Here is a 21,088-nt window from a genome sequence, read left to right as displayed (position 1 = left end):
GTTTAGGGCAGGCAGGCTCCGGACAGGACGGCGGCCGGGGTTAAATCCGGTCCTGCCGGGCGATGACTACTTCCTTCATGAGCAGCAGCACGGCTGCCGCCGTCGGAATGGCAATCAGCGCGCCCAGGACGCCCAGAAGTGATCCGCCGGCAATTACGGCAATGACAGCCACTGCGCCGGGAACAGCCACAGCACGCTGCATAACTCGCGGGGAGACGAAGTACGCCTCGAACTGCAGGTAGGCCATGTACAGGATGGCGAAGACAACGGCGGTCTGCCAGCTGGAGGTCAGGGCAATCAGGGAGACGACCACCAGGGCGATGGGCGGTCCGACCAGCGGAATGAAAGCCAGGAGTGCGACGACGAACGCCAGCAGGACGGAGAACGGAACTCCCGTGATGGTCATGATGATGAACGCATACAGTGCGTCCAGCAGGGCCACGAAGCCCTGGCCGATCACGTAGTTGCCGACGCTGCCGGTGATTTCCTCCGAGAGGGCCTCGACCCGGCGGCGGCGGCTGCGCGGTGCCAGCCGGTAAGCCCATTTCTTCATGGACGGCAGCGACGCCAGGAAGTAGAGGGTGAGCACCAGGATGATCAGCGCACCGAACAGGCCGTTGGCAATGACGGTGCCCACGCTGAGCACACCGCCGAAAATCCCGCCCAGCGCATCCGCGTTCGAGAAGAACTTCTGCACCTCTTCATCCACGAGTTCGCGGATCTTGAACTGGGCCTCGATGGAGACGAAGAAGTCGGAGGCCAGGAACCGGTCCACATAGCTCGGTGCGTTATTAACGATTTCACTGGTCTGGCTGACGATTGTGGGAATAAGGGTGGCGAAGAAGGCAGTGACAGCTCCGGCCAGGACCACCACCACTATGGCGATGCCGGCGGGCCGCGGAACACCCCTGGCGCTGAGCCAGCGCACCACCGGGTCCAGGCCAAGCGCAATGAACAGGGCAGCGCCAATCCAGACCAGCAGTTCACCCACGTTGGTGATGATGAAAAACAGCAGCAGCGCAAAACCCACACCCACGGTGAACATAAAACCGAAGCGGATCGGATGCTTGTCCGGCCCGGCACCCGTGGACAGCGGCGGGGGAGGGCCGCCGAAACGGCGTCGTTCGTCAGAGAGCTTGGCGTCCGGATCCACCTCTGGTTCCGGAAGGATCTCAGGTTCCTGGTCCTCAGGCGGAAAATCGAACTGCGGGCGCGGACGTGCACCGGGAATGCGGGAGAACAGCCGCCAGGCCCGGGATCCGGCCGAGCTTAGGCGCTCCCGCCGGCTGGGGTGAACGCCCGGGGCGGGGAGTGGCTCGTCGACGGGAAGGTCCCTGTCTTCGCTCATCTGGGTTGTTCTCCCTCGGTGCCTGCACTTCTGCTCTGGGTGTACCGTGCCGCGCCAGATTATCAGCAGAACATCCGCCGCGGCGGCAGGCCCGCTGTCCGGTGCCGCCGCGGCCCGGGATGCCCAAATGTGCTCTTCGGGGCCCTTTCGTTACCATAGGGTTATAAAGCAACCCGCCAAGAGGATGACCATAGGGGCATCAAGTCCCGTTCCCGCTGCCTACAGGCGCGCGGAGGACCGTGACCAACGATAGGTAAGCTGTGCGAAACAAAATTGCAGTTCCGCTGATAGTGCTCGGAATCCTGATGATGCTCGTCGGGATCGGCCAGCGCACTCTCTGGGCCCCGCCCCAGACCGTAACGGCCGAGGCGCCGCAGGGCAGCGAAGCCGCGCCCGTTGCCGTGCTTGAGGCGGAGCTGCTGGCCTCCCGCCCGGACGGCGCTGAGATCACTGTACGGTCCGAAGACGGCGTCTTCCTGGCCGTTGGGCGTTCAGCGGACGTTGACGCCTGGGTGGATGGAGCAGCCGTGACCCGGATCGGTGCCGGCGAAGAAGATGCCCTCACCGCAGAAACCACTGAAGGCGATGCCACCGTGCCCAGCCCGGCCGGTTCGGACCTGTGGGTCAGCGAGGAAGCCGAAGACGGCGAACTCTCCTACACCTGGGCCGCGCCTGCAGCGGGGGACTGGTCAGTCCTGATTGCCTCCGACGGAATTGCTCCCGCACCCACCCAGATCACCCTCAGCTGGCCGAATGACGAAGGAACTCCGCTGGCGGTTCCGCTGATTATCGCCGGTGCCCTGGCAGCTGTTCTGGGCCTCGCTCTGGCCTTCCTCTCCCGGGGATCCAAGCCGGCTCCGCCGTCCCCGGGCAGCCGGCGTGCAGTGCGCGAGTCCGACACCGCCGCCCAGCGTATTGTCGCCCGACGGGGCCAGAACGCCGGTGCTGCGCCGTCGTCCTCCACCAATACAGCCAACCGGACGGCGGCCGGCTTCACTGCGGCTGCCCTCGCCGGCGGCCTGGCGCTGAGCCTCGTGCCCGGTGCTGCCACCGCTGCCGAAACGAGCGCTCCGGAGGAGAACTACCCGGTGGTGCTGGACGGCCAGCTGTCCCGGATCCTCAGCTCCGTCGCCGGAACCGTCCAGAAGGCGGACGCCGCCAAGGATGCCTCGCTGCTGAAGGAGCGCACCTCCTCCACCGCCCTTGCGCTTCGTGAAGCAAACTACGCCGCGGCCGGCAAGGTCCCTGACACGGAGGCTCCGGCCGCCGTCGCTGCCTCCCCGCTGCTCACTGACCTGGTCTCGACGGGAACCGGTTTCCCGCGCACCGTCGTCGCCGTCACCCAGGGTGAGGACAACACGGTTCCCCAGGCACTGGTGCTCGTGCAGGCCTCGGCACGGGAGAACTACAAGCTGGTCTCCGCTATCCAGATGCTGCCCGGAACCACGTTCCCGCAGCCTCCGGCCAACGGCAGCGGCGTGGAGGCCGTAGCAGCTGATTCCGCAGAGGGCCTGAAACTGGCTCCGCAGGCGGCAGTGGACGCCCTCGCCGATGCCCTGACAAACCCGGAAGGCGGCAACAAGGAAACCTTCGCGCCGAACAGCTTCGCCGAAGCCGTAACCACCTTCCAGGCGGAGGTGACCGCCAACCCGGACAACGAGTTTGCGACCATCACCTTCAAGCACACCCCGGTGCCTTCCGACACCCGTGCGCTGCGGACTGCCGACGGCGGTGCCATCGTCTTTGGCTACATGTCCCACAACTACTCCAGCGTCCCGCGTGAAACCGGTGACTCGATCAACCTCGAGGGAACCATCTACGAGACGCTGACCGGCGAGAAGAACACCGAAGCCGGCATTGACGTGACCTACGGTGAAGCCGTGATGATCTACGTTCCGCCGGCTTCAGACACCGGCAAGGCCGAGGTCATCGGCGCGGCGCAGGAGCTGCTCTCCGCCACCCTCAAGTAACCCGGACCAACAACGCACCCGGCGGCGCCGCGGCACCTGATGCCTGCGGTGCCGCTGTGCTGTCCGCGGACACTTGCCCGGGAGCGCGGTACCCGTATTAGGGTTGAAGCCATGAGCACACCGAACCACCGCCCTGCGCCCGCTCCGTCCATGAACCTTCGGGGAGCGGTGGACCTCTCCGCCCTCAAGAACCGCGCCAGTGCGCCGCCGCCCGCTCCGGCAGGCGGCCAGGGCGAAGGTGCTTCTTCCTACGTTGTGGAAGTTTCCGAACAGACCTTTCCGCAGGTGGTGCAGCTCTCGGCCACAGTGCCGGTGATCGTGAATCTGTACTCGCCGCGCAGCCCTGAGTCAGCCGAGGTTACGGCTGTGCTGGAGGAAGAAGCCGCCGGACGGCAGGGACGGCTGCTGCTGGCCAACGTCGACGTCGACGCGCACCCGCAGATCGCCCAGGCGTTCCAGGCCGTTGCAGTGCCAACGGTCGCTGCAGTAATCAAGGGCCAGCCGGTGCCGCTGCTGGACCGTCCGGTTCCGGCCGAGCAGATCCGTGCCCTGATCACCGAACTGATGCAGGTGGCCGAGGCCAACGGCGTCAACGGATCCCTGGGCGATGCCGGCGCTGCAGCGCAGGAGGAAGCCCCGCTTCCCCCGCTGCACCAGGAGGCGTACGACGCAATCGTGGCAGGGGATTACGACGGCGCCGCTGCGGCATACCGCAAGGCCCTCGCCGAGCAGCCCGCCGATGCTGAGGCAAAGGCCGGCCTGGCCCAGGTGGAACTGATGCAGCGCCTCAAGGACGCGGACGCCGGGGCACTGCGCACGGCTGCTGCCGAGAACCCCGACGACGTCGATGCCCAGCTGGCGGTGGCCGATCTGGATATTTCCGGCGGCCATGTGGAAGACGCCTTTAGCCGGCTCATCAAGCTGATTTCCCGGACCGCGGGGGATGACCGTGAACGGGTGCGCCTGCGCCTGCTGGACCTATTTGAGATTGCCGGGCCGTCCGATCCGCGCGTGACCAAGGCCCGTTCCGCCCTGGCCCGGGCACTGTTCTAGGAGCTACTAGTCCGCACGGCGGGGCCGGCGGGGAACGCATTGTTACGGATTTCGTCCGCAAGGCGGAGGTCAGCGCGGGCCGCCGGTTGCTAGATTTTTGGTATGAGCCAAATACCTGATCCAGCCGCCGTGTCCGGCGGAGAACCGCAGAACGCACCGTCAGCACCGGCCCTGGCCATCCGCGGACTGGCCAAGCGGTTCGGCCCCAAGATCGCCGTCAACGGCATCAACCTGGATGTGCCGGCAGGATCCTTCTACGGGCTCGTGGGCCCCAACGGGGCGGGCAAGACCACGGCCCTGTCCATGGCTACGGGCCTGATGCGCCCGGATTACGGCCAGGTGTGGGTCCATGGTGTGGACGTCTGGGCGAACCCGCTGGAAGCCAAGCGGCTGATGGGCGTACTCCCGGACGGAGTCCGGCTTTTCGACCGGCTGACCGGCGAGCAGCTGGTTACCTACTCGGGCCTGCTGCGCGGCATGGACCGCGAGACCGTCGCGGAGCGGACGGCCGACCTTCTGAAGGCGCTGGACCTCGCATCCGACGCGGGCACTCTGGTGGTGGACTACTCCGCCGGCATGACCAAGAAAATCGCACTCGCCTCGGCACTGATCCACGCCCCGCGGCTGCTGGTCCTGGACGAGCCGTTTGAAGCAGTGGATCCCGTCTCGGCTGCAAACATCCGCGACATCCTTGCCGGCTATGTTTCCTCCGGCGGTACTGTCATTGTCTCCAGCCACGTGATGGACCTGGTGCAGCGCATGTGTGACCACGTGGCAGTCGTGGCCGCAGGCAACGTGCTGGCAGCAGGCACCGTCGATGAGGTACGCGGCGGCGTCAGCCTGGAAGAGAAATTCGTTGAACTGGTGGGCGGGCGCACCACCTCGGAGGGACTCTCATGGTTGCGCACCTCCTAAAACTGAAGCTCATCCTGCTGCGCAACTCCTTGAAGCGCAGCCCCTGGCAGATTGTTGGAATCGCCTTCGGTGCCCTGTACGGCCTCGGCCTCCTGGGCCTGATGCTCGCCGGGCTGTTTTTCCTCACGTTCAACGAACCGGAGCTGGCCCGCACCCTGGTGATTTTGGGCGGATCGGCCGCGGTACTGGGCTGGGCAATAGTTCCCGTGGTGGCCACCGGCGTGGACATGACACTGGACCCGGCACGTTTCGTCACCTTCGCGATTCCCATGCGCCAGATGATCCTTGGGCTGGCCCTCGGCTCGCTCATCGGCATCCCCGGAATCATCACCCTGGCCTCGGCATTGATCCAGGCCGCTGCCTGGTGGCAGTATCCGGCGGCCGTCCTGGCCGGGATCCCGGCGGCGGTGATTGCCGTGCTGACCTGTGTGGTGATGGCCCGGCTCGGCGTGGCAGCCACCACCTCGCTGGCCTCCAGCCGCCGCTTCAAGGACGTCTCGGGAATCGTGATCATCATCCCGCTGATGTTCATTGGGCCGATCATCGGCTTCACCGCCACCGCGGTGGCCTTCAACGGGGATTTCCTGCGCCGGCTCGCGGACATCCTGGCCTGGACCCCGCTGGGCAGCGCCTGGGCTGTTCCGGGAGACATTGCGCTGGGCAGCGCGGGCACAGGGCTGCTCCGGCTGCTCATCTCCGCTCTTTTCCTGGCACTGATTTCCTGGGCCTGGAAGGCACTGCTGGCCCGCGCGCTGGTCACCCCGGCGCACAACGCCACGGCGAGCCGCAGCGCAGGCAAACTCGGCTTCTTTGCCCGTTTCCCGGCAACCCCCACGGGCGCCGTGGCTGCCCGTGCCCTCACCTACTGGGTCCGGGACCCGCGCTACAGTGCCTCGCTGATCATTGTCCCCGTGCTCGCCGTCGTCCTGATCTTCGCGGTCCAGACCGGCGAGGGGCTTCCTCCGGTGGTCCTGGCGATCGGGCCGCTGGTGGCGTTCCTGCTTGCCTTCGGCATTTCCGCCGATATTTCCTACGACAACACTGCATTTGCACTGCACATCTCCAGCGGTGTTTCCGGGATGGCCGACCGTGCCGGCCGTGCCATTGCGTGTGCGGTGTTCGCACTGCCGGCAACTCTGGTTGCCGCCGTCGTGCCGCCGATCGTGATTGGCCGCCCTGAGGCACTCCCGGTACTCCTTGGAGTCTCCGTGGGCCTGCTGCTGAGCGGGCTGGGACTGTCCAGCGTTTTCTCCGCCCGCTACACCTACAACGTGCCGCTGCCGGGTGAGAACGCCTTCAAGACCCCTCCGGGGTCTACCGGGCGCACCATGCTGGTCCAGTTCATCTGGATGGGCATGCAGTTCGTGATCTCCCTGCCCATGCTGATTCCGGCAGCGCTGTACCTCTTTGGCCTGGGCGGCGTGTGGGGCTGGGTAACGCTGGCCCTGGGCATCGTCTACGGTTCGGCGGCACTGGTGGCCGGCATCCGGATCGGCGGCCGGTGGCTGGATAAGCGGGCTCCGGAAGTACTGCTCGCCGTGTCGGTGAACAAGTAGGTGCCGGGACCGGGAGTACTAAGATGGGGGCATGACTCTGCCTCCTGACCCCTTCGAATCCGACCCCATGCGCCGGGCTGACAGTGGTTCCTCCACCGCCGTCATCGAGCGCGAAGAGCAGCGGGAACTTGTTGAACCCGGTGACGCCGAGCGTTTCTCGCACTATGTGCGCAAGGAAAAGATCATGGAATCGGCGCTTTCGGGCGAGCCGGTCATTGCCCTGTGCGGCAAGGTCTGGACGCCGGGCCGGGACCCGAAGAAGTTCCCCGTCTGCCCCACGTGCAAGGAGATCTACGAGGGGCTGCGCCCGGGCAAGGACGGCGGCGGGAAGAAGTAGCGCCCGCTTCCCCTGTCGACCCTTCGTCGCCGTAGCACCCTGGCACGGCAGTAAGTCCTGATGCCTCTATGAGTGAGCCCCTGCCCGCGGACAGACTTGAAGGAGCGATGTCCGCTGCCTTTCGGCCGTTGACCCTTGGCGTCGTCGCCATTGTCACCTGCGTCGCCTTCGAAGCGATGGCAGTCACGACGGCGATGCCCGTGATCGGAGACGATCTGGGCGCCGGTGCAGGGTACGGGCTGGCCTTCTCCATGTTCCTGACCGCTTCGCTGCTCGGGTCGGTCCTGGCCGGCTCCCGGTGCGACGCCGAAGGTCCGCGCCGTTCACTGATTACCGGCATGGCCCTGCTGGTGGCAGGTTTGGTGCTCTCAGCCGCGGCGGGGGAGTTCTGGCTGGTTACCGCCGGACGCGCCGTTTCCGGGCTGGGCAGCGGTGCCATGGTGGTGGCGCTGTACGTGATTATCGGCCAGGTCTATCCCTCCCGGCTCCAGCCGGTGATCTTTGGCTGGGTCGCGACTGCCTGGATCCTGCCGTCCATGGTGGGACCGCTGGCCGCGGGCCTGCTGGCGCAGTACCTGAGCTGGCGGTGGGTTTTCGCCGCCGCCATTCCCATCGTGGCGGTGGCGGCCGCCCTGGTGTGGCCGCGGGTGCGGCATCTGGGGGCACCGGAGAACCCGGAACTGGATCCGGCGCTGGGCCGGCGGCGGGCGCTCTGGGGTGTCTTCCTGGCTGGAGGCGTCTTCGCCGCCCAGTGGGCGGGCAACGAGGCCGCTGCCGCCGGATCAGCAGCGCTGGGGGTGCTTGCCGCAGCCGGTGTCCTGGCAGCTGTCGCAGCGCTGATGGTGCTGCTGCCCCGCGGTGCGCTCTGGCTGCGGCGCGGGCTCCCCTCGGTAGTTGCGACACGCGGACTGATCAACGCTGCGTTTGTCTCCGCCGAGGCCTTTATGCCCGTCATGCTGCTGGCGGTGTACGGCGTGAGCCCGGCCACGGCCGGAATCGCCCTCACCGCCGGCGCGGTAGGCTGGGCCATTGGATCCTTCCTGCAGGCGCGGGTACCCGGGCCGCGGCGTCACCTGCTGCTGGCCGGAGGCTCAGGACTGCTGACGCTCTCAATTGGCGGCACTGGCCTGCTGGCCGGTGCCCAGGCCCCGTTCTGGCTGCTGGTAGCCGTCTGGTCGCTCGCAGGGGTCGCCATGGGGGCTGCGCTCTCCAGCACCTCGGTGCTGGTTCTGGACGCGTCTTCGGCGGCGGACCGAGGACAGAACTCGGCGTCGCTCCAGCTCTCGGACCAGGTGGGGGCCGTAGCCGGCACCACTGTTGGCGGCGTTCTGCTGGCTGTGCTGGTACAGCAGGATCCGGTGGGCCCGGAAGCCGGGTATGCCCTGATGTGGCTGGTGCTGGCGGTTTTCGCCGTGATAGGAACAGCCGCGGGCATCCGCAGTGCAAGTGTTAGACCAAGTACCGGAAAGGTGCATTCCCAAGCGTGAGTTCCGATACCCTGTTCGGCGGCGGACCGGCACTTCCCCCTGCCTACCCTGAGCGGGCAGCCTGGGGAACAGCCCCGAAGCTGCGCCAGTGGCAGGCCGAAGCCCTGGAGAAATACTTCGCCAAGAATGACAGCGATTTTCTCGCTGTCGCGACACCCGGGGCAGGCAAGACCACCTTCGCCCTGCGCGTGGCCACCGAGCTGGTGGACCGGGGGATCGTCAACCGGATCACCGTCGTCGCGCCCACGGACCACCTGAAGCGGCAGTGGGCCGATGCGGCCGCACGCGTCGGGCTGGCCCTGGACCCCAACTTCAAGAACGCAGACGGCCGGCACGGCCACGGCTTCATCGGCGTCGCTGTCACCTACGCGCAGGTTGCCAGCAAGCCGATGCTGCACCGTGCCAAGACCGAGGCGGCACGCACCCTCGTGATCCTGGATGAAATCCACCACGGCGGCGACGCACTGTCCTGGGGCGACGGCATCCGGGAAGCCTTCGAACCGGCTGCCAAGCGGCTGGCCCTGACCGGAACGCCGTTCCGCTCCGACACCGCACCGATCCCGTTCGTGGAGTACCTCGAGGACGGGGCCGGGATCCGCCGTTCCAAGGCCGACTACACCTACGGCTACGGCCAGGCGCTGAAGGACCATGTGGTCCGTCCGGTGATCTTTATGGCCTATTCCGGGCAGATGCGCTGGCGCAACAGCGCCGGCGAGGAAATGGCAGCGTCCCTCGGCGAAGCCGCCGTCACCAAGGACATTACGGCCCATGCGTGGCGCACTGCGCTGAACCCGGCAGGGGAGTGGATCCCGGCTGTCCTGGCCGCCGCGGACCGCCGGCTCAGCGAGGTCCGCCGCACAGTGCCCGACGCCGGCGGGCTGGTGATTGCCACCGACCACGAGGACGCACGGGCCTACGCCGGGCAGCTGAAGAAGATCACCGGGGAGTCACCCACGGTGATCCTCTCAGATGACGCGAAGGCGTCTGAAAAGATCGACGAGTTTTCCGCCGGCACCTCCCGCTGGATGGTGGCCGTGCGCATGGTGTCCGAAGGCGTGGACGTGCCGCGCCTCGCCGTCGGCGTTTATGCCACCTCCACGGCAACACCGCTGTTCTTCGCCCAGGCCGTGGGACGCTTTGTGCGTGCCCGCAAACGCGGTGAAACGGCGTCGGTGTTCCTGCCCTCGGTGCCGCACCTGATGATTCTTGCCAATGAGATGGAAGTCGAGCGCGACCACGCCCTCGACCGCCCGGAGAACCATGCGGAGGAAGAGGGCTTTGGCCTGGACGACTCCCTGATGGAAGCGGCGAACCGTGAGGAAAAGGCCTCCGGTGAGCTGCAGAAGCAGAAGTTTGAGGCGCTCGAATCCCAGGCGTCCTTTGACCGGGTGCTCTTTGACGGCGGCGAGTTCGGCACCGGGGGCGAGCTGGGCAGCGAGGACGAACAGGACTTCCTGGGCATCCCCGGCCTCCTGGACCCGGACCAGGTGACCATGCTGCTGCGCCAGCGGCAGCAGGAGCAGCTCTCCCGCCGCGGCCGGAAGAAAGTGGAGGAGGCCGTCCCGGAGCAGCTGCCCTCAGTGGCTGACCACCGGCACCTGACCGAGCTGCGTGCGCAGCTGGCCAAGAACGTTTCGGCCTGGTCAGCGCGGTCCGGGATGCCGCACGGCATGGTCCACTCGGAACTGCGCCGGATCTGCGGCGGGCCGGCTGTTGCCCAGGCCAATGAGGAACAGCTCCAGAAGCGGCTCGCGAAGCTGCAGGACTGGTTCATCGGCCGCAAATAGCCCTTCCTTCATCGAGATGACAGAAACTGCCCGTATCGGAGCCGATACGGGCAGTTTCTGCTATCTCGATGGAGTTTTAGAGGTCCAGCAGCTCGACGCCGGCGTCCTCCAGCTCGTCCAGGGCGGCACGGACATCAACCCTGTCCAGGCCCCGGCAGAGTTCGGGAATGACTGCCGTGCTGTACCCGGCCGCGATCGCATCCAGTGCCGTGGCCTTCACGCAGTAGTCGGTGGCCAGGCCAACGATCACCACTTCATCCACTCCGTTGTCCCGCAGCCAGTCATCCAGGCTGACGGCATCCTCATCCGGTGCCGGTTCGGCGTCGGGGTCGCCCAGGGGCACCTCCACGTCCGGGGCCAGCAGGCCTTCGAATCCGGAGTACGCGGCCTCGTACTGGCCTTTGCGGAAGTAGGCGTCGATGAACTCCGTGTCCAGATCCGGGTTCAGTGCTGCGCCATGGGTCCCGGCGACGCAGTGGACCGGCCAGGAATCCCGGAAGTTCGGATTGTCGGAGAAGTGGCTGCCCGGTTCAATGTGCCAGTCCTGGGTGGCCACGACGGCCGCGTACCGGTCCCGGGACGTTTCGATGTAGTCGCTGATCTCCGCCGCGGCGTCGTTTCCGCCCGGCACGGCCAGGGAGCCGCCTTCGCAGAAATCGTTCTGGACGTCAACCACAATCAGTGCACGGGTCATCGGGTTTCCTCCTCGAATTCGGTTGGGATCACGGGCTCTCCGCGCTGCAGGCGGTAGGCGGCCGCCGGCAGTTCAAGCAGCGAAGCATCATGGCGGGCACGGGCCCGGGTGACCGCTTCCGGTCCCGTCCAGCCTTCCTGCACAACACCGTCGGCGACGAAGGTTTCAAGCAGCTCACGGTCATTGCCGTCATTCTGGGGGAGGGCGCCGACGCCCACAACCTCGGCCACCGCCCGGCCTCGCTCGTTAAGCCGGCGCATGGCGTACTTGTGGCCGCCCAGCGAAGCCTTGTTCTTGGCTGCCTTGGCCACGGAAACGAAGTTCCCGTCGTTGCCTTCGCGGCTGACCAGCTTGTAGACGAGTCCGGCCGTGGGTGCACCGGAACCGGTCACCAGCGAGGTGCCGACGCCGTAGGCATCCACGGGTGCCGAGCCCAGGGCCGCGATCGCGTATTCGTCCAGGTCCGAGGTCACCATGATGCGGGTGGAAGTATTGCCCAGGTCGTCCAGCAGCTCACGGACCCACTGTGCCTGGGCCACCAGGTCGCCTGAATCCAGCCGCACGCCGCCCAGCTTTTCGCCGGCGACGGCGACGGCGTTGCGCACGCCGCGCTCGACGTCGTAGGTATCCACGAGCAGGGAGGTATTGAGCCCCAGCGACGCGGTCTGGGCGGTGAAGGCATCCACCTCTGAATCATGGAGCAGGGTGAAGGAATGCGCAGCGGTTCCGACCGTCTTGATTCCGTACCGCAGCCCGGCTTCCAGGTTCGACGTGCTGTCGAAGCCGGCGATGACGGCGGCGCGCGCCGCGGCGACGGCGGCTTCCTCGTGGGTGCGGCGCGATCCCATCTCGATGCACGGGCGTCCGCCTGCGGCGCTCGTCATCCGGGAGGCCGCCGAGGCGATGGCGCTGTCATGGTTCAGCACCGAGAGGATCAGTGTTTCCAGGATGCAGGCCTCACCGAAGCTGGATTCAACCTGCAGGATCGGCGAGCCGGGGAAATAGACGTCACCTTCGGCGTAGCCGGTGATGGTTCCGGAGAAACGGAAGTTCTCCAGCCAGGCAAGGGTGCGGTCATCCACAATGCCGTTGGCGGCAAGGAAGTTCAGCTGCGTTTCCTCGAAGCGGAACGTCTCCAGCGCTTCGAGCAGCCGGCCGGTGCCGGCGACGATGCCGTAGCGCCTGCCGTCGGGCAGCTTGCGGGCAAAGGCCTCGAACACTGAGCGACGTTCGGCCGTGCCGGAGTGCAGGGCAGCCTGCAGCATGGTCAGTTCGTAGTGGTCGGTGTACAGGGCAGCATTTGGCTGCTGCCACGCGGTGGTAGCGTTCACACCCAAAACTCTAACCCGCCGTCCCCGGCCTGCGCCGCACCAGCCAACATGCGGACTGCAGGCAGCGCGCACCAAACTACAATTGGCACCATGAGCGTAGCCACCCTCCCGGATACCGGGACCCAGACCGACTCACTGACAGCCGCGGAAACGGCCACAGATGTTCCGTGGGTTGTCCTTGTGTGGAATGACCCGGTGAACCTGATGAGCTACGTGAGCTACGTCTTCCAGAGCTACTTCGGCTACTCGGAGGCGAAGGCGAACCAGCTGATGCTCCAGGTCCACAATGACGGCAAGTCCGTGGTCGCCACCGGGCCGCGTGAAGAAGCCGAACGCCACACTCTGGCCATGCACTCCTACGGGCTCTGGGCAACGTTCCAGAAAGCCGACCAGGCCTAAAGGCCCCACACCACAGGAAAGGTCCTTCTTGGCTACCGGATTCAAACTCACCCGCAAAGGCATCACCGCCCAGCTGGAGGCGGGCGAGCGTTCCCTGCTGCGCGGGCTGTTTGCCGACATCATCACCATGCTGGAACCGCAGACCCCGGCCTCGGAGGATCCGCTGGCCGCCATGGTCGGCCTGGACTCCAGTGCGGAGGCCCCCGGCGATCCCGCCCTGCTGCGGCTGCTGCCCGATGCCGTGGCAGAGAACGACGCCGATGCCCTTGAATTCCGGCGGCTCACCGAGCGCTCGCTGCGGGAGGGAAAGATCGGCGCCCTGCGTGCCGCGTCCCTGGCCCTCGAATCCAGCCCGCTGCACCTGGACAACGACCAGGCCAGGAACTTCGCCCAGGCGCTGAACGACGTGCGCCTGGTACTGGGTTCCCGGCTGGGGCTGAAGACCGACGCGGACGCCGAGGCGCTGCATGACATCACGGAACCCGGCGATGCGCAGGACGTGGACCAGTACCTGGCCCTGGTCTACAACTTCGTCACCTGGCTGCAGGAAACCCTGATGAAGGCACTGCTGGACGGCCTTCCCCGCCGCTGACCCGCAGCGGGCGGCCGGCTGTTGTGACCAAGACCACTGGCTGCCAAGTGCACCCTGTCCGGCCCGGGGACTATTGTCGATACATCATGAGCTCTGACCATTCGGGTACTTCACCGCTGAAGGACGACCTGCCGAAGACCACCGACGCACCGATCGGCATTTTCGATTCGGGAGTGGGTGGCCTGACGGTTGCCCGCGCCGTGATCGACCAGCTGCCGAATGAATCGATCCTGTACGTCGGAGACACCGCCCACGGCCCCTACGGCCCACTGCCGATCGCAGACGTGCGGGCATACGCCCTGGGTGTCATGGATGAACTGGTCGACGCCGGCGTCAAGCTGCTGGTGATTGCCTGCAACTCTGCCTCCGCCGCTGTGCTGCGCGATGCCCGGGAACGCTACACCGGCCGCTACGGCATCCCCGTCATCGAAGTCATCCAGCCTGCGGTCCGCCGCGCCGTCGCGGCAACCCGCACCGGACGCATCGGCGTCATCGGCACGGCGGCGACGGTCAGCTCCCGTGCCTACGACGACACCTTCGCCGCGGCCCCGCACCTCACCGTGTCGTCGGTGGCCTGCCCGGCGTTCGTGGAATACGTGGAGGCGGGCGTCACTGCCGGCAAGGAAGTGGTTGAGGCGGCCGTTGGCTACCTCACGCCGCTGAAGGAACGCGGCGTGGACACCCTGGTGCTCGGCTGCACGCACTACCCGCTGCTGACCGGCGTGATCTCCTACGTTATGGGCGAGGACGTCACACTCGTCTCCAGCGCGGAGGAAACCGCAAAAGATGTCTACAAGGCACTGCTCACCCACGGACTGGCGCGCGAGGCAGGGACTCCGCCCAGCCACCGCTTCGTAGCCACCGGAGACGCAGCCTCCTTCGAGCTGCTGGCCCGGCGTTTTTTGGGCCCGGAAGTGCTGCGGGTGGAGCACGCCGACTCCGTGGCAGCACGTTATCCGACCGGGGTCCTGGCCCGGATCACTCCTGAAATGATCGCCGCCGCACGCGCCTCGGCCGGGCTGCCGGCCACTGACGCTGCCCTGGGGAACGGTGCCCGATGAAACTGACAATCGTGGGATGCTCCGGTTCCTTTCCGGGGCCGGCCTCGCCCGCATCCTGCTATCTCGTGACCGCCAACGACGGCGAGCGGGACTGGCGCATCCTGCTGGACCTGGGCAACGGGTCCCTGGGCACGCTGCAGCGTTATATGGACATCAAGGACATTGACGCGGTACTCATTACCCATTTGCATCCGGACCACTTTATGGACCTGTGCGGGCTGCACGTGGCAGTCCACTGGGATCCCAGCGGCTGGGGCCGCGACCGGGTCAAGGTCTACGGCCCCGCGGCCACCGCGGACCGGATTGCCGTTGCTTACGGACTGGACCCGGAGCCGGGTATGCATGAGGACTTCGAGTTCATGAACTGGACCGCAGGCGAACCCGTTCGGATCGGCCCGTTCACTGTTACCCCGTACCCGGTGGACCACCCGGCGGAAGAAGCGTATGCGCTGCGTGTGGAGGCCGTGGAGCCGGCGGGGGACGGAACCGAAAGGCTGCGGACCCTGGCCTATTCCGGGGATACGGACTCCTGCCCCGGTCTGGAGGAGGCGGCCCGGAACACGGACGTTTTCCTGTGCGAGGCAGCCTTCCACGAAGGCCGCGACGACGCCATCAAGGGTGTGCACCTGACCGGCAAGCGCGCTGGAGCTGCTGCCACGGCAGCCGGTGCACGGCGCCTGCTGCTCACCCACCTGCCGGTCTGGAACGACGCGAACACAGCCGTTTCCGAGGCGCGGGAAACCTACTCCGGTGGACTGGCCGTCGCCGTCGCCGGTGTCTCCTACGACGTCGGAACGGACTTTGCGCCGCCGCTGGCCGTGAACGGCAGTGAAGTACTGGGTCACCCCGCCCAGGGACGGCCGGTACACGGCCGATAGACTGGCCACATGACTACAGCTTCGAATGCTTCGCCTGCCCTGCGCGCCGACGGCCGCACCCCCGACCAGCTCCGCACCATCACTATTACCCGCGGCTGGTCCAGCCAGGCCGAAGGATCCGCGCTGATCGAGTTCGGCAATACCCGGGTCCTCTGTACTGCTTCGCTGACCCCCGGAGTGCCGCGCTGGCTCAAGGGCGAGGGCAAGGGCTGGGTCACCGCCGAATACGCGATGCTTCCCCGGGCGACCAATACCCGCAACGACCGTGAATCGGTCAAGGGCAAGATCGGCGGCCGCACGCATGAGATTTCCCGCCTGATTGGGCGCTCACTGCGCTCGGTGATCGACACCCGTGCACTCGGTGAAAACACTGTGGTCCTGGACTGCGACGTCCTGCAGGCCGACGGCGGCACCCGCACTGCCGCTATTACCGGCGCCTACGTGGCGCTGGCTGATGCGCTGGCCTGGGCCAAGGAGAACAAGCTGGTGGCCCGCAGCGCCGAACCGCTGCTGGACACTGTTGCCGCCGTCAGCGTCGGAATCATTGACGGCGTGCCCATGCTGGACCTGCCCTACGTGGAAGATGTACGGGCAGAAACCGATATGAACGTAGTGGTTACCGGAAGCGGCAAGTTCGTGGAGGTCCAGGGCACCGCGGAAGGCGCGCCCTTTGACCGGGCAGAACTGGACGCCCTGCTGGACCTGGCCCTGCTGGGCACCTCCCAGCTTGCACAGATCCAGCGGCAGACCCTGGCCGCCTCATGAGCACGCCCGGGCCGCGGCTGGTGCTGGCCACCCGCAACGCCGGGAAACTCAAGGAACTGCGTGAGCTGCTCCGCGGGCGGATCGAAGGGCTCGACGTCGACACCCAGGTGATCGACGCCGAAGCGGCCGGCGTGCCGGACGTTCCCGAAACCGGCGTCACCTTCGAGGAAAACTCGCTGCTGAAGGCCCGCGCTGTGGCTGAGGCGACAGGGCTTCCGGCCATCGCGGACGACTCCGGCCTGGCCGTGGACGTCCTGGGCGGCGCGCCGGGCATCTTCTCCGCACGGTGGTCCGGAGCGCACGGAAACGACCAGGCAAACCTTGACCTTCTGCTGGCTCAGCTGGCGGACATCGGTTCAGAGCACCGGGGCGCGGCCTTCATCTGTGCCGCGGCCCTGGCAGTGCCCGGCGGCGAAGAGGTCGTGGAACGCGGCGAACTGCGCGGTGCCCTGCTCACCGCGCCGCGCGGCACCGGGGGTTTTGGGTACGACCCGATCCTGCAGCCGGCAGGCGAGACGCGCAGCTGCGCGGAACTCACCGGCGCAGAGAAAAATGCCATCAGCCACCGGGGTCAGGCGTTCCGGGCCCTGCTTCCCGCCGTTATCCGCGTTCTGGACGGCTCCGCCGGCGCCGAGCCGAGAGTGAATTAGGCCACGGAGCGGAGCCGGCGATCCTTGCGGCGCCGCTCCGTGGCAGACCGGTTCGTTCTTGCCTGGCGGGGGAGTAGGGCACAATTGGTTCCGATATGAGTATCCTGACCAGCGCCTCAGTTGACCCTGCCAGCTCCGAATCGGCCCTGGGAGGGGTTGCCCAGTGGGCCGTGGACATCATGGAGGCCATCGGCGCCCCCGGTGCCGGCCTGGCCATCGCGCTGGAGAACCTTTTCCCGCCGCTGCCCAGCGAAGTGATCCTGCCGCTGGCTGGTTTCGCTGCGAGCCAGGGCAACTTCTCCATTGTCGAGGCGCTGATCTGGACCACCCTCGGCTCCGTTTTCGGTGCCTGGGCACTGTACGGACTCGGCGCCTGGCTGGGCAGGGACCGCATGCGCGCCATCGTGGAGAAAGTCCCGCTGGTAGACATCGAGGACGTGGACAAGGTTGAGGCCTGGTTCCTGAAGCACGGTTACAAGGCGGTGTTCTTCGGGCGGATGATTCCGATCTTCCGATCCCTGATCTCCATTCCGGCGGGTATCGAAAAGATGCCCGTACTCAAGTTCCTGGGCCTGACCACTGCCGGCAGCCTCATCTGGAACAGCATCTTTGTCTTTTCCGGCTATTTCCTGGGCGAGAGCTGGCACATCGTTGAGGAATACGCCGGGATCTTCCAGAAGATCGTGATCGTTGCGGTGCTCATCGCCGCCGTCTGGTACGTGACCAGCAAGATCCGCTCCTACCGCCGGAGGAAGGCCCAGCGCGCGGCTGAAGAGTCCTGACGTGGGAGTGGATTTCACCTCCATTGACTTTGAAACGGCCAACGGATTCCGGGGATCGCCCTGTTCCGTGGGCCTGAGCAAGGTGCGCGGCGGCCGGATCGTCGAGGAAGCATCCTGGCTGATGCGCCCGCCGGAAGGGCACGACTTCTTTGACCGGCGCAACATCCGCATTCACGGGATTGAAGCGCACCAGGTAGCCGGCAAGCCCCGGTTCGGTGAGCTCTTCCCCGAGATCGGCGCCTTTATTGGCGAAGATCTGCTGGTGGCGCACAACGCGGCCTTTGACCTGGGCGTGATCCGTTCCGCCCTTGAGGTCTCCGGACTGCCTGCACCGGCGTACGACTACGTCTGCACCGTGGTGCTCTCGCGCCGGACGTATTCGCTGCCCTCACATTCCCTGCCGTTCGTGGCGGAGGCCGCCGGGGTTCCGCTGGAGAACCACCACGACGCCACGGCCGACGCCCGCGCCTGCGCCGGAATCCTGGTGGACATCGTCGCACGCTCCGGGGCAAGCAGCCTGGCGGAGTATTTCGCCCTGCAGGGCCTGCGCCCCAACCACGCACCGGCCTACCGCCCCGGCATCGACCCAATGTCCAAGGCCACCCGGGACGCCCTGGAACGCGGCACCGGAACCGCTGCCGCCGCGGGCTCATCCTTCAGCGGCTGGCCGACGGAGGGCATCAATCCGCCGCCGAACCCGGCGGCACGTCCCGGGCATCCGCTCTACGGACAGACTGTGGTCTTTACCGGGAATCTTGGCATGCCGCGCCAGAGCGCCAAAGAACGGGCGGCTGAACTTGGTGCCCGCACGGCCAGCAACGTCACCCGCGCCACCACCGTTCTGGTGGTGGGAGACGGCTTCGAAGCGGGAGACCTCCGCAACGGGAGGGTCACCGGCAAGGCACGCCGGGTGCTGGAGCTGCATGACCGCGGCCAGCAGATCGAAGTGCTGTCCGAGGCGGAGTTCCTGCAGATGATCGGCGGCGGCTGGCCCGCCGCCAGCCAGTAGGCCGCCGGCCGCCTAAACAGCCCGGTCAGCCCACGGTGACGGACAGCAGCGCCTGGGCCATCTGCTCCACGGTTTCGCGGGCATCGATCGCTTCGAGCCACTCCTGCGGGAGGGCAGGGGTGCCGTAAAGCACCCCGAGGATGTTTCCGGCCACCGAGGCAGTCGAGTCGCTGTCGCCGTCGTGGTTTACCGCCAGCGCGATTGTGCGCCGGAAGTGCTCCTCCGGCGCTGGTGCGTCCGCCGTCGCCAAAGCCGCATACAGCCCAATGGCCAGTGCTTCCTCAGCAACCCAGCCCTCGCCGAGGACCTGCTTCATGCGTTCGGGGGAGGGCTCCCTCTTGGCTGCCTGGTCTTCCGCTGCGAGGGTAACGGCAGCTTCCAGACGTTCGGAGAGTTCAGGCACCCCGGAAGCGCCGGCACGTTCCACTGCGGCAGCGGCCGCGCCGTGCAGGGTGGACCCGGCGGGGAGCAGGTCATGGATCAGGGTGCTGAACACCGCGGCACTGTGCAGCGCGGAGGGATGGCCGTGCGTCAGCGCGGCGCCGTCGGCGCTGAACTTGTAGACCGTGTCTGCGGCTACGTACGGGAGCAGGCCGAACGGGGCTGAGCGCATCACCGTACCGCAGCCTTTTGAATCTGCGTTCACGGGCCGGGCCTTTGTACCCATCTCCCCGGTCATCAGCCCGGAGAGGCACGCGTTGCCGGGTGCCCGGCGGTGGTGGAGCACTTCCTGGGCATCGATCCAGCGGGCCGGCTGGTCCGGAGCATTGGCCGGCAGCTCCACACCCTGGGTCTTCAGCCAGCGCAGGTACGCCAGCCAGAGGCAGGCCGTCTCATCGGCGCCGACGCCGTCGTTAGCCCACTGCAGGACTTCAACCAGTCCGTCCACGGTGTAGAGGGTCATCTGGGTGTCATCGGAAACCGGAGCCGGGCGGTCCAGCTGCAAAAAGTCCGTCAGGCCTCCGGCTCCGTAGCGGGCGCGGATACCGTCCAGCGAATCGAACTCCACCGCGTAGCCGAGCGCGTCGCCCAGAGCGCCGCCCAGCAGGCACGCGCGGACCTTGGACGCAAAAACTTCGGGATCAACCTGCGGCAGGGAAGGGGAATTATTCACCACTCCAGCATAGGTCGCTGCGCACAGGGCCACCCTCCGACGCAGCGAGTGTATGCTCAGTGCGCACCCAGCAGGCTCACAGGAAGCGGTGGAAGGCTGGGCTGTTTGTGCGGCCGCCGAACATTTTGCTGCGGTGCCGCATACAAAACCCGATCCTTATCAACGAATAGGAATGACTCCCCACATGACTGCAGAGCCACAATACCCAGCCGGCGCACGCGCCGCAGCGGCCAAGGGCACAACCATCACGTCCCTGCGCTCCTACGGGCTCCTGGGCCGCAGCATCGCAGAGGCGGCGGGTTCCTTCCTGCTGGTGCTGGCGGGCCTGGGCGTCTCCTTCTTTAATCCCTCCGGCGGGCTGTCCGCGCCGCTGGCATTCGGACTGGTGCTCGCCGCGGCGATCATTGCCTTTGGCTACATTTCCGGCGGCCACTTCCTGCCCACCATTACGATCGGCAGCGCCCTGGCCGGACGCACGCCCTGGAAGTCAGTGCTGCCCTACATTGTGGCGCAGCTGGTCGGTGCGCTGTTCGCAGCCCTGATCCTCTGGGTTTCAATGACCGGCCACCCCCAGATTCCGGAGACCCAGCCCTTCTTCGCGGCTGTTGCCAACGGTTTCGGTGAGAACTCCGCCACGCAGTTCCCGCTTGCCGGGGCGCTGCTCACGGAGGTCATCGCCGCGGCGCTGCTCACCGCCGTCTTCCTTGGCGCCGGTACGCGCCTTTCCGCGGCAGCGGGTGCCTTCGCCACCGGTGTCACCTACGCAGCGCTGCTGACGTTCCTGGTGCCCATCACGGGCGGATCCATTAACCCCGCCCGTTCAACTGCAGTAGCTGTTTTTGCTGAGCCCTGGGCCCTGGAACAGCTTTGGCTCTTCTGGCTCGCTCCGCTGCTCGGCGCCGCGATCACTGGTCTGATCTACCGCAGCCTCGACCTCTCAGGTACCGGCGCAGCCGTGGTCATCGAGGAAGAGTTTGACGAGGATGACGAGGAATTCCCCGCTGAATCCGCCGACGGCGCCGGTGCCTCCGCTGCCGCTGGTTCCTCCGCTGCCGCCGGTGCCTCCGCCGGTGTGGGCACGGCCCGCACCGGGGCAGACGACGCCGATGCACGCGGCTTCTTCGACGCTGACGGGTCCGATACCGGGGACTCTCTCACACTCGGCAAGAGCTCCCGGGACGGGGAGCAGGACGGCGAAACCGAGGACGGCGGCACGGCCCCCGGCAGCCCCCGGGTCTAAGGCCCCGGCGGGATTATCCCGCTTGGGTGTTTGCGCTAACTGAATAAACGAACCGCCCGCCCGCGGCACTGCAGCACCCGGCACACCCGCCGGGAAAACCGCAGTGTCACCGGCGGGCGG

At 66.7% G+C, this 21,088-nt stretch carries 20 protein-coding genes; 16 read left to right on the top strand and 4 right to left on the bottom strand.

Translation table 11 applies throughout. The features are described from left to right. Positions 1–40: 40 nt before the first annotated feature. Positions 41–1,348 (bottom strand): AI-2E family transporter, encoded by a 1,308-nt coding sequence (locus tag TVC13_RS07380; protein WP_422400581.1) that lies wholly within the window; start codon positions 1,346–1,348, stop codon positions 41–43. 260 nt (positions 1,349–1,608) lie between these two features. Here TVC13_RS07380 and TVC13_RS07375 point away from each other — a divergent pair, with 260 nt between their 5' ends. From TVC13_RS07375 to TVC13_RS07345, 7 genes are all read left to right on the top strand, one after another. Beyond that, positions 1,609–3,318, top strand: a complete 1,710-nt coding sequence (locus TVC13_RS07375; protein WP_422400580.1) for a hypothetical protein — start codon at positions 1,609–1,611, stop codon at positions 3,316–3,318. 111 nt (positions 3,319–3,429) lie between these two features. Next, entirely contained in the window at positions 3,430–4,371 is a 942-nt protein-coding gene (locus TVC13_RS07370) for a co-chaperone YbbN (protein ID WP_422400579.1), read from the top strand. A 102-nt stretch (positions 4,372–4,473) separates the two neighbouring features. Beyond that, positions 4,474–5,286, top strand: a complete 813-nt coding sequence (locus TVC13_RS07365; RefSeq protein ID WP_422400578.1) for an ABC transporter ATP-binding protein — start codon at positions 4,474–4,476, stop codon at positions 5,284–5,286. Further along, the gene (locus TVC13_RS07360; protein WP_422400577.1) at positions 5,268–6,842 is read left to right on the top strand and encodes a transporter; all 1,575 of its coding nucleotides are present in this window, start codon (positions 5,268–5,270) and stop codon (positions 6,840–6,842) included. Before TVC13_RS07365 ends, TVC13_RS07360 begins: the two co-directional genes overlap by 19 nt. Positions 6,843–6,873: 31 nt before the next feature. Then, entirely contained in the window at positions 6,874–7,179 is a 306-nt protein-coding gene (locus TVC13_RS07355) for a DUF3039 domain-containing protein (RefSeq protein ID WP_422400576.1), read from the top strand. Between the two features lie 107 nt (positions 7,180–7,286). Beyond that, positions 7,287–8,666, top strand: a complete 1,380-nt coding sequence (locus TVC13_RS07350; RefSeq protein ID WP_422400575.1) for an MFS transporter — start codon at positions 7,287–7,289, stop codon at positions 8,664–8,666. Next, positions 8,663–10,453, top strand: a complete 1,791-nt coding sequence (locus TVC13_RS07345; protein WP_422400574.1) for a DEAD/DEAH box helicase — start codon at positions 8,663–8,665, stop codon at positions 10,451–10,453. Before TVC13_RS07350 ends, TVC13_RS07345 begins: the two co-directional genes overlap by 4 nt. A gap of 76 nt (positions 10,454–10,529) precedes the next feature. Here the strand turns inward: TVC13_RS07345 and TVC13_RS07340 are convergent, their stop codons facing one another. Next, on the bottom strand, positions 10,530–11,147 hold the full coding sequence (locus TVC13_RS07340; protein WP_422400573.1) for a nicotinamidase: 618 nt from the start codon (positions 11,145–11,147) through the stop codon (positions 10,530–10,532). Continuing rightward, positions 11,144–12,478 carry a nicotinate phosphoribosyltransferase gene (locus TVC13_RS07335; protein WP_422400572.1) on the bottom strand — a complete coding sequence of 445 codons (1,335 nt, stop codon included), beginning with the start codon at positions 12,476–12,478 and terminating at the stop codon, positions 11,144–11,146. The genes TVC13_RS07340 and TVC13_RS07335 overlap by 4 nt, the downstream gene beginning before the upstream one ends. A 90-nt stretch (positions 12,479–12,568) precedes the next feature. On the opposite strand from TVC13_RS07335, the gene clpS reads away from it, so the two are divergent. From clpS to TVC13_RS07295, 8 genes are all read left to right on the top strand, one after another. Beyond that, positions 12,569–12,877, top strand: a complete 309-nt coding sequence (clpS, locus tag TVC13_RS07330; RefSeq protein ID WP_422400571.1) for an ATP-dependent Clp protease adapter ClpS — start codon at positions 12,569–12,571, stop codon at positions 12,875–12,877. A 28-nt stretch (positions 12,878–12,905) separates the two neighbouring features. Then, a complete protein-coding gene (locus TVC13_RS07325) occupies positions 12,906–13,469 on the top strand; it encodes a DUF2017 domain-containing protein (protein WP_422400570.1) in 564 nt (187 codons plus the stop codon). A gap of 86 nt (positions 13,470–13,555) precedes the next feature. Continuing rightward, on the top strand, positions 13,556–14,530 hold the full coding sequence (gene murI, locus TVC13_RS07320; protein ID WP_422400569.1) for a glutamate racemase: 975 nt from the start codon (positions 13,556–13,558) through the stop codon (positions 14,528–14,530). Beyond that, positions 14,527–15,408 (top strand): MBL fold metallo-hydrolase, encoded by an 882-nt coding sequence (locus TVC13_RS07315; RefSeq protein WP_422400568.1) that lies wholly within the window; start codon positions 14,527–14,529, stop codon positions 15,406–15,408. Before murI ends, TVC13_RS07315 begins: the two co-directional genes overlap by 4 nt. 9 nt (positions 15,409–15,417) lie before the next feature. Beyond that, on the top strand, positions 15,418–16,173 hold the full coding sequence (gene rph / locus TVC13_RS07310) for a ribonuclease PH (RefSeq protein ID WP_422400567.1): 756 nt from the start codon (positions 15,418–15,420) through the stop codon (positions 16,171–16,173). Continuing rightward, complete coding sequence (gene rdgB / locus TVC13_RS07305) at positions 16,170–16,823, top strand: RdgB/HAM1 family non-canonical purine NTP pyrophosphatase (protein WP_422400566.1); 654 nt, start codon at positions 16,170–16,172, stop codon at positions 16,821–16,823. The genes rph and rdgB overlap by 4 nt, the downstream gene beginning before the upstream one ends. Before the next feature lie 95 nt (positions 16,824–16,918). Next, on the top strand, positions 16,919–17,605 hold the full coding sequence (locus TVC13_RS07300) for a DedA family protein (protein ID WP_422400565.1): 687 nt from the start codon (positions 16,919–16,921) through the stop codon (positions 17,603–17,605). A 1-nt stretch (position 17,606) separates the two neighbouring features. Next, positions 17,607–18,614, top strand: coding sequence for an exonuclease domain-containing protein (locus TVC13_RS07295; RefSeq protein WP_422400564.1), 1,008 nt, complete (start codon positions 17,607–17,609; stop codon positions 18,612–18,614). Positions 18,615–18,639: 25 nt separating this feature from the next. Here TVC13_RS07295 and TVC13_RS07290 read toward each other — a convergent pair whose 3' ends face one another. Next, positions 18,640–19,728: an ADP-ribosylglycohydrolase family protein gene (locus TVC13_RS07290; protein ID WP_422400563.1), complete on the bottom strand. Its 1,089-nt coding sequence runs from the start codon at positions 19,726–19,728 to the stop codon at positions 18,640–18,642. 184 nt (positions 19,729–19,912) lie between these two features. Between TVC13_RS07290 and TVC13_RS07285 the strand changes: the two genes are divergently transcribed. Then, positions 19,913–20,968, top strand: a complete 1,056-nt coding sequence (locus tag TVC13_RS07285; RefSeq protein ID WP_422400562.1) for an MIP/aquaporin family protein — start codon at positions 19,913–19,915, stop codon at positions 20,966–20,968. The last annotated feature ends 120 nt before the right edge of the window (positions 20,969–21,088 follow it).

Origin of the sequence: Arthrobacter sp. 3Tela_A (assembly GCF_049311025.1) — a bacterium.
Lineage (GTDB): Bacteria > Actinomycetota > Actinomycetes > Actinomycetales > Micrococcaceae > Arthrobacter_B.
This window is presented reverse-complemented; position numbering and strand designations above follow the sequence as displayed.

Coding starts and splice junctions, on each gene's coding strand:
- TVC13_RS07380 (WP_422400581.1), bottom strand. CDS start 1,348: ATGAGCGAAGACAGGGACCTTCCCGTCGACGAGCCACTCCCCGCCCCG.
- TVC13_RS07370 (WP_422400579.1), top strand. CDS start 3,430: ATGAGCACACCGAACCACCGCCCTGCGCCCGCTCCGTCCATGAACCTT.
- TVC13_RS07365 (WP_422400578.1), top strand. CDS start 4,474: ATGAGCCAAATACCTGATCCAGCCGCCGTGTCCGGCGGAGAACCGCAG.
- TVC13_RS07360 (WP_422400577.1), top strand. CDS start 5,268: ATGGTTGCGCACCTCCTAAAACTGAAGCTCATCCTGCTGCGCAACTCC.
- TVC13_RS07355 (WP_422400576.1), top strand. CDS start 6,874: ATGACTCTGCCTCCTGACCCCTTCGAATCCGACCCCATGCGCCGGGCT.
- TVC13_RS07350 (WP_422400575.1), top strand. CDS start 7,287: ATGTCCGCTGCCTTTCGGCCGTTGACCCTTGGCGTCGTCGCCATTGTC.
- TVC13_RS07340 (WP_422400573.1), bottom strand. CDS start 11,147: ATGACCCGTGCACTGATTGTGGTTGACGTCCAGAACGATTTCTGCGAA.
- clpS (WP_422400571.1), top strand. CDS start 12,569: ATGAGCGTAGCCACCCTCCCGGATACCGGGACCCAGACCGACTCACTG.
- murI (WP_422400569.1), top strand. CDS start 13,556: ATGAGCTCTGACCATTCGGGTACTTCACCGCTGAAGGACGACCTGCCG.
- TVC13_RS07315 (WP_422400568.1), top strand. CDS start 14,527: ATGAAACTGACAATCGTGGGATGCTCCGGTTCCTTTCCGGGGCCGGCC.
- rph (WP_422400567.1), top strand. CDS start 15,418: ATGACTACAGCTTCGAATGCTTCGCCTGCCCTGCGCGCCGACGGCCGC.
- rdgB (WP_422400566.1), top strand. CDS start 16,170: ATGAGCACGCCCGGGCCGCGGCTGGTGCTGGCCACCCGCAACGCCGGG.
- TVC13_RS07300 (WP_422400565.1), top strand. CDS start 16,919: ATGAGTATCCTGACCAGCGCCTCAGTTGACCCTGCCAGCTCCGAATCG.
- TVC13_RS07285 (WP_422400562.1), top strand. CDS start 19,913: ATGACTGCAGAGCCACAATACCCAGCCGGCGCACGCGCCGCAGCGGCC.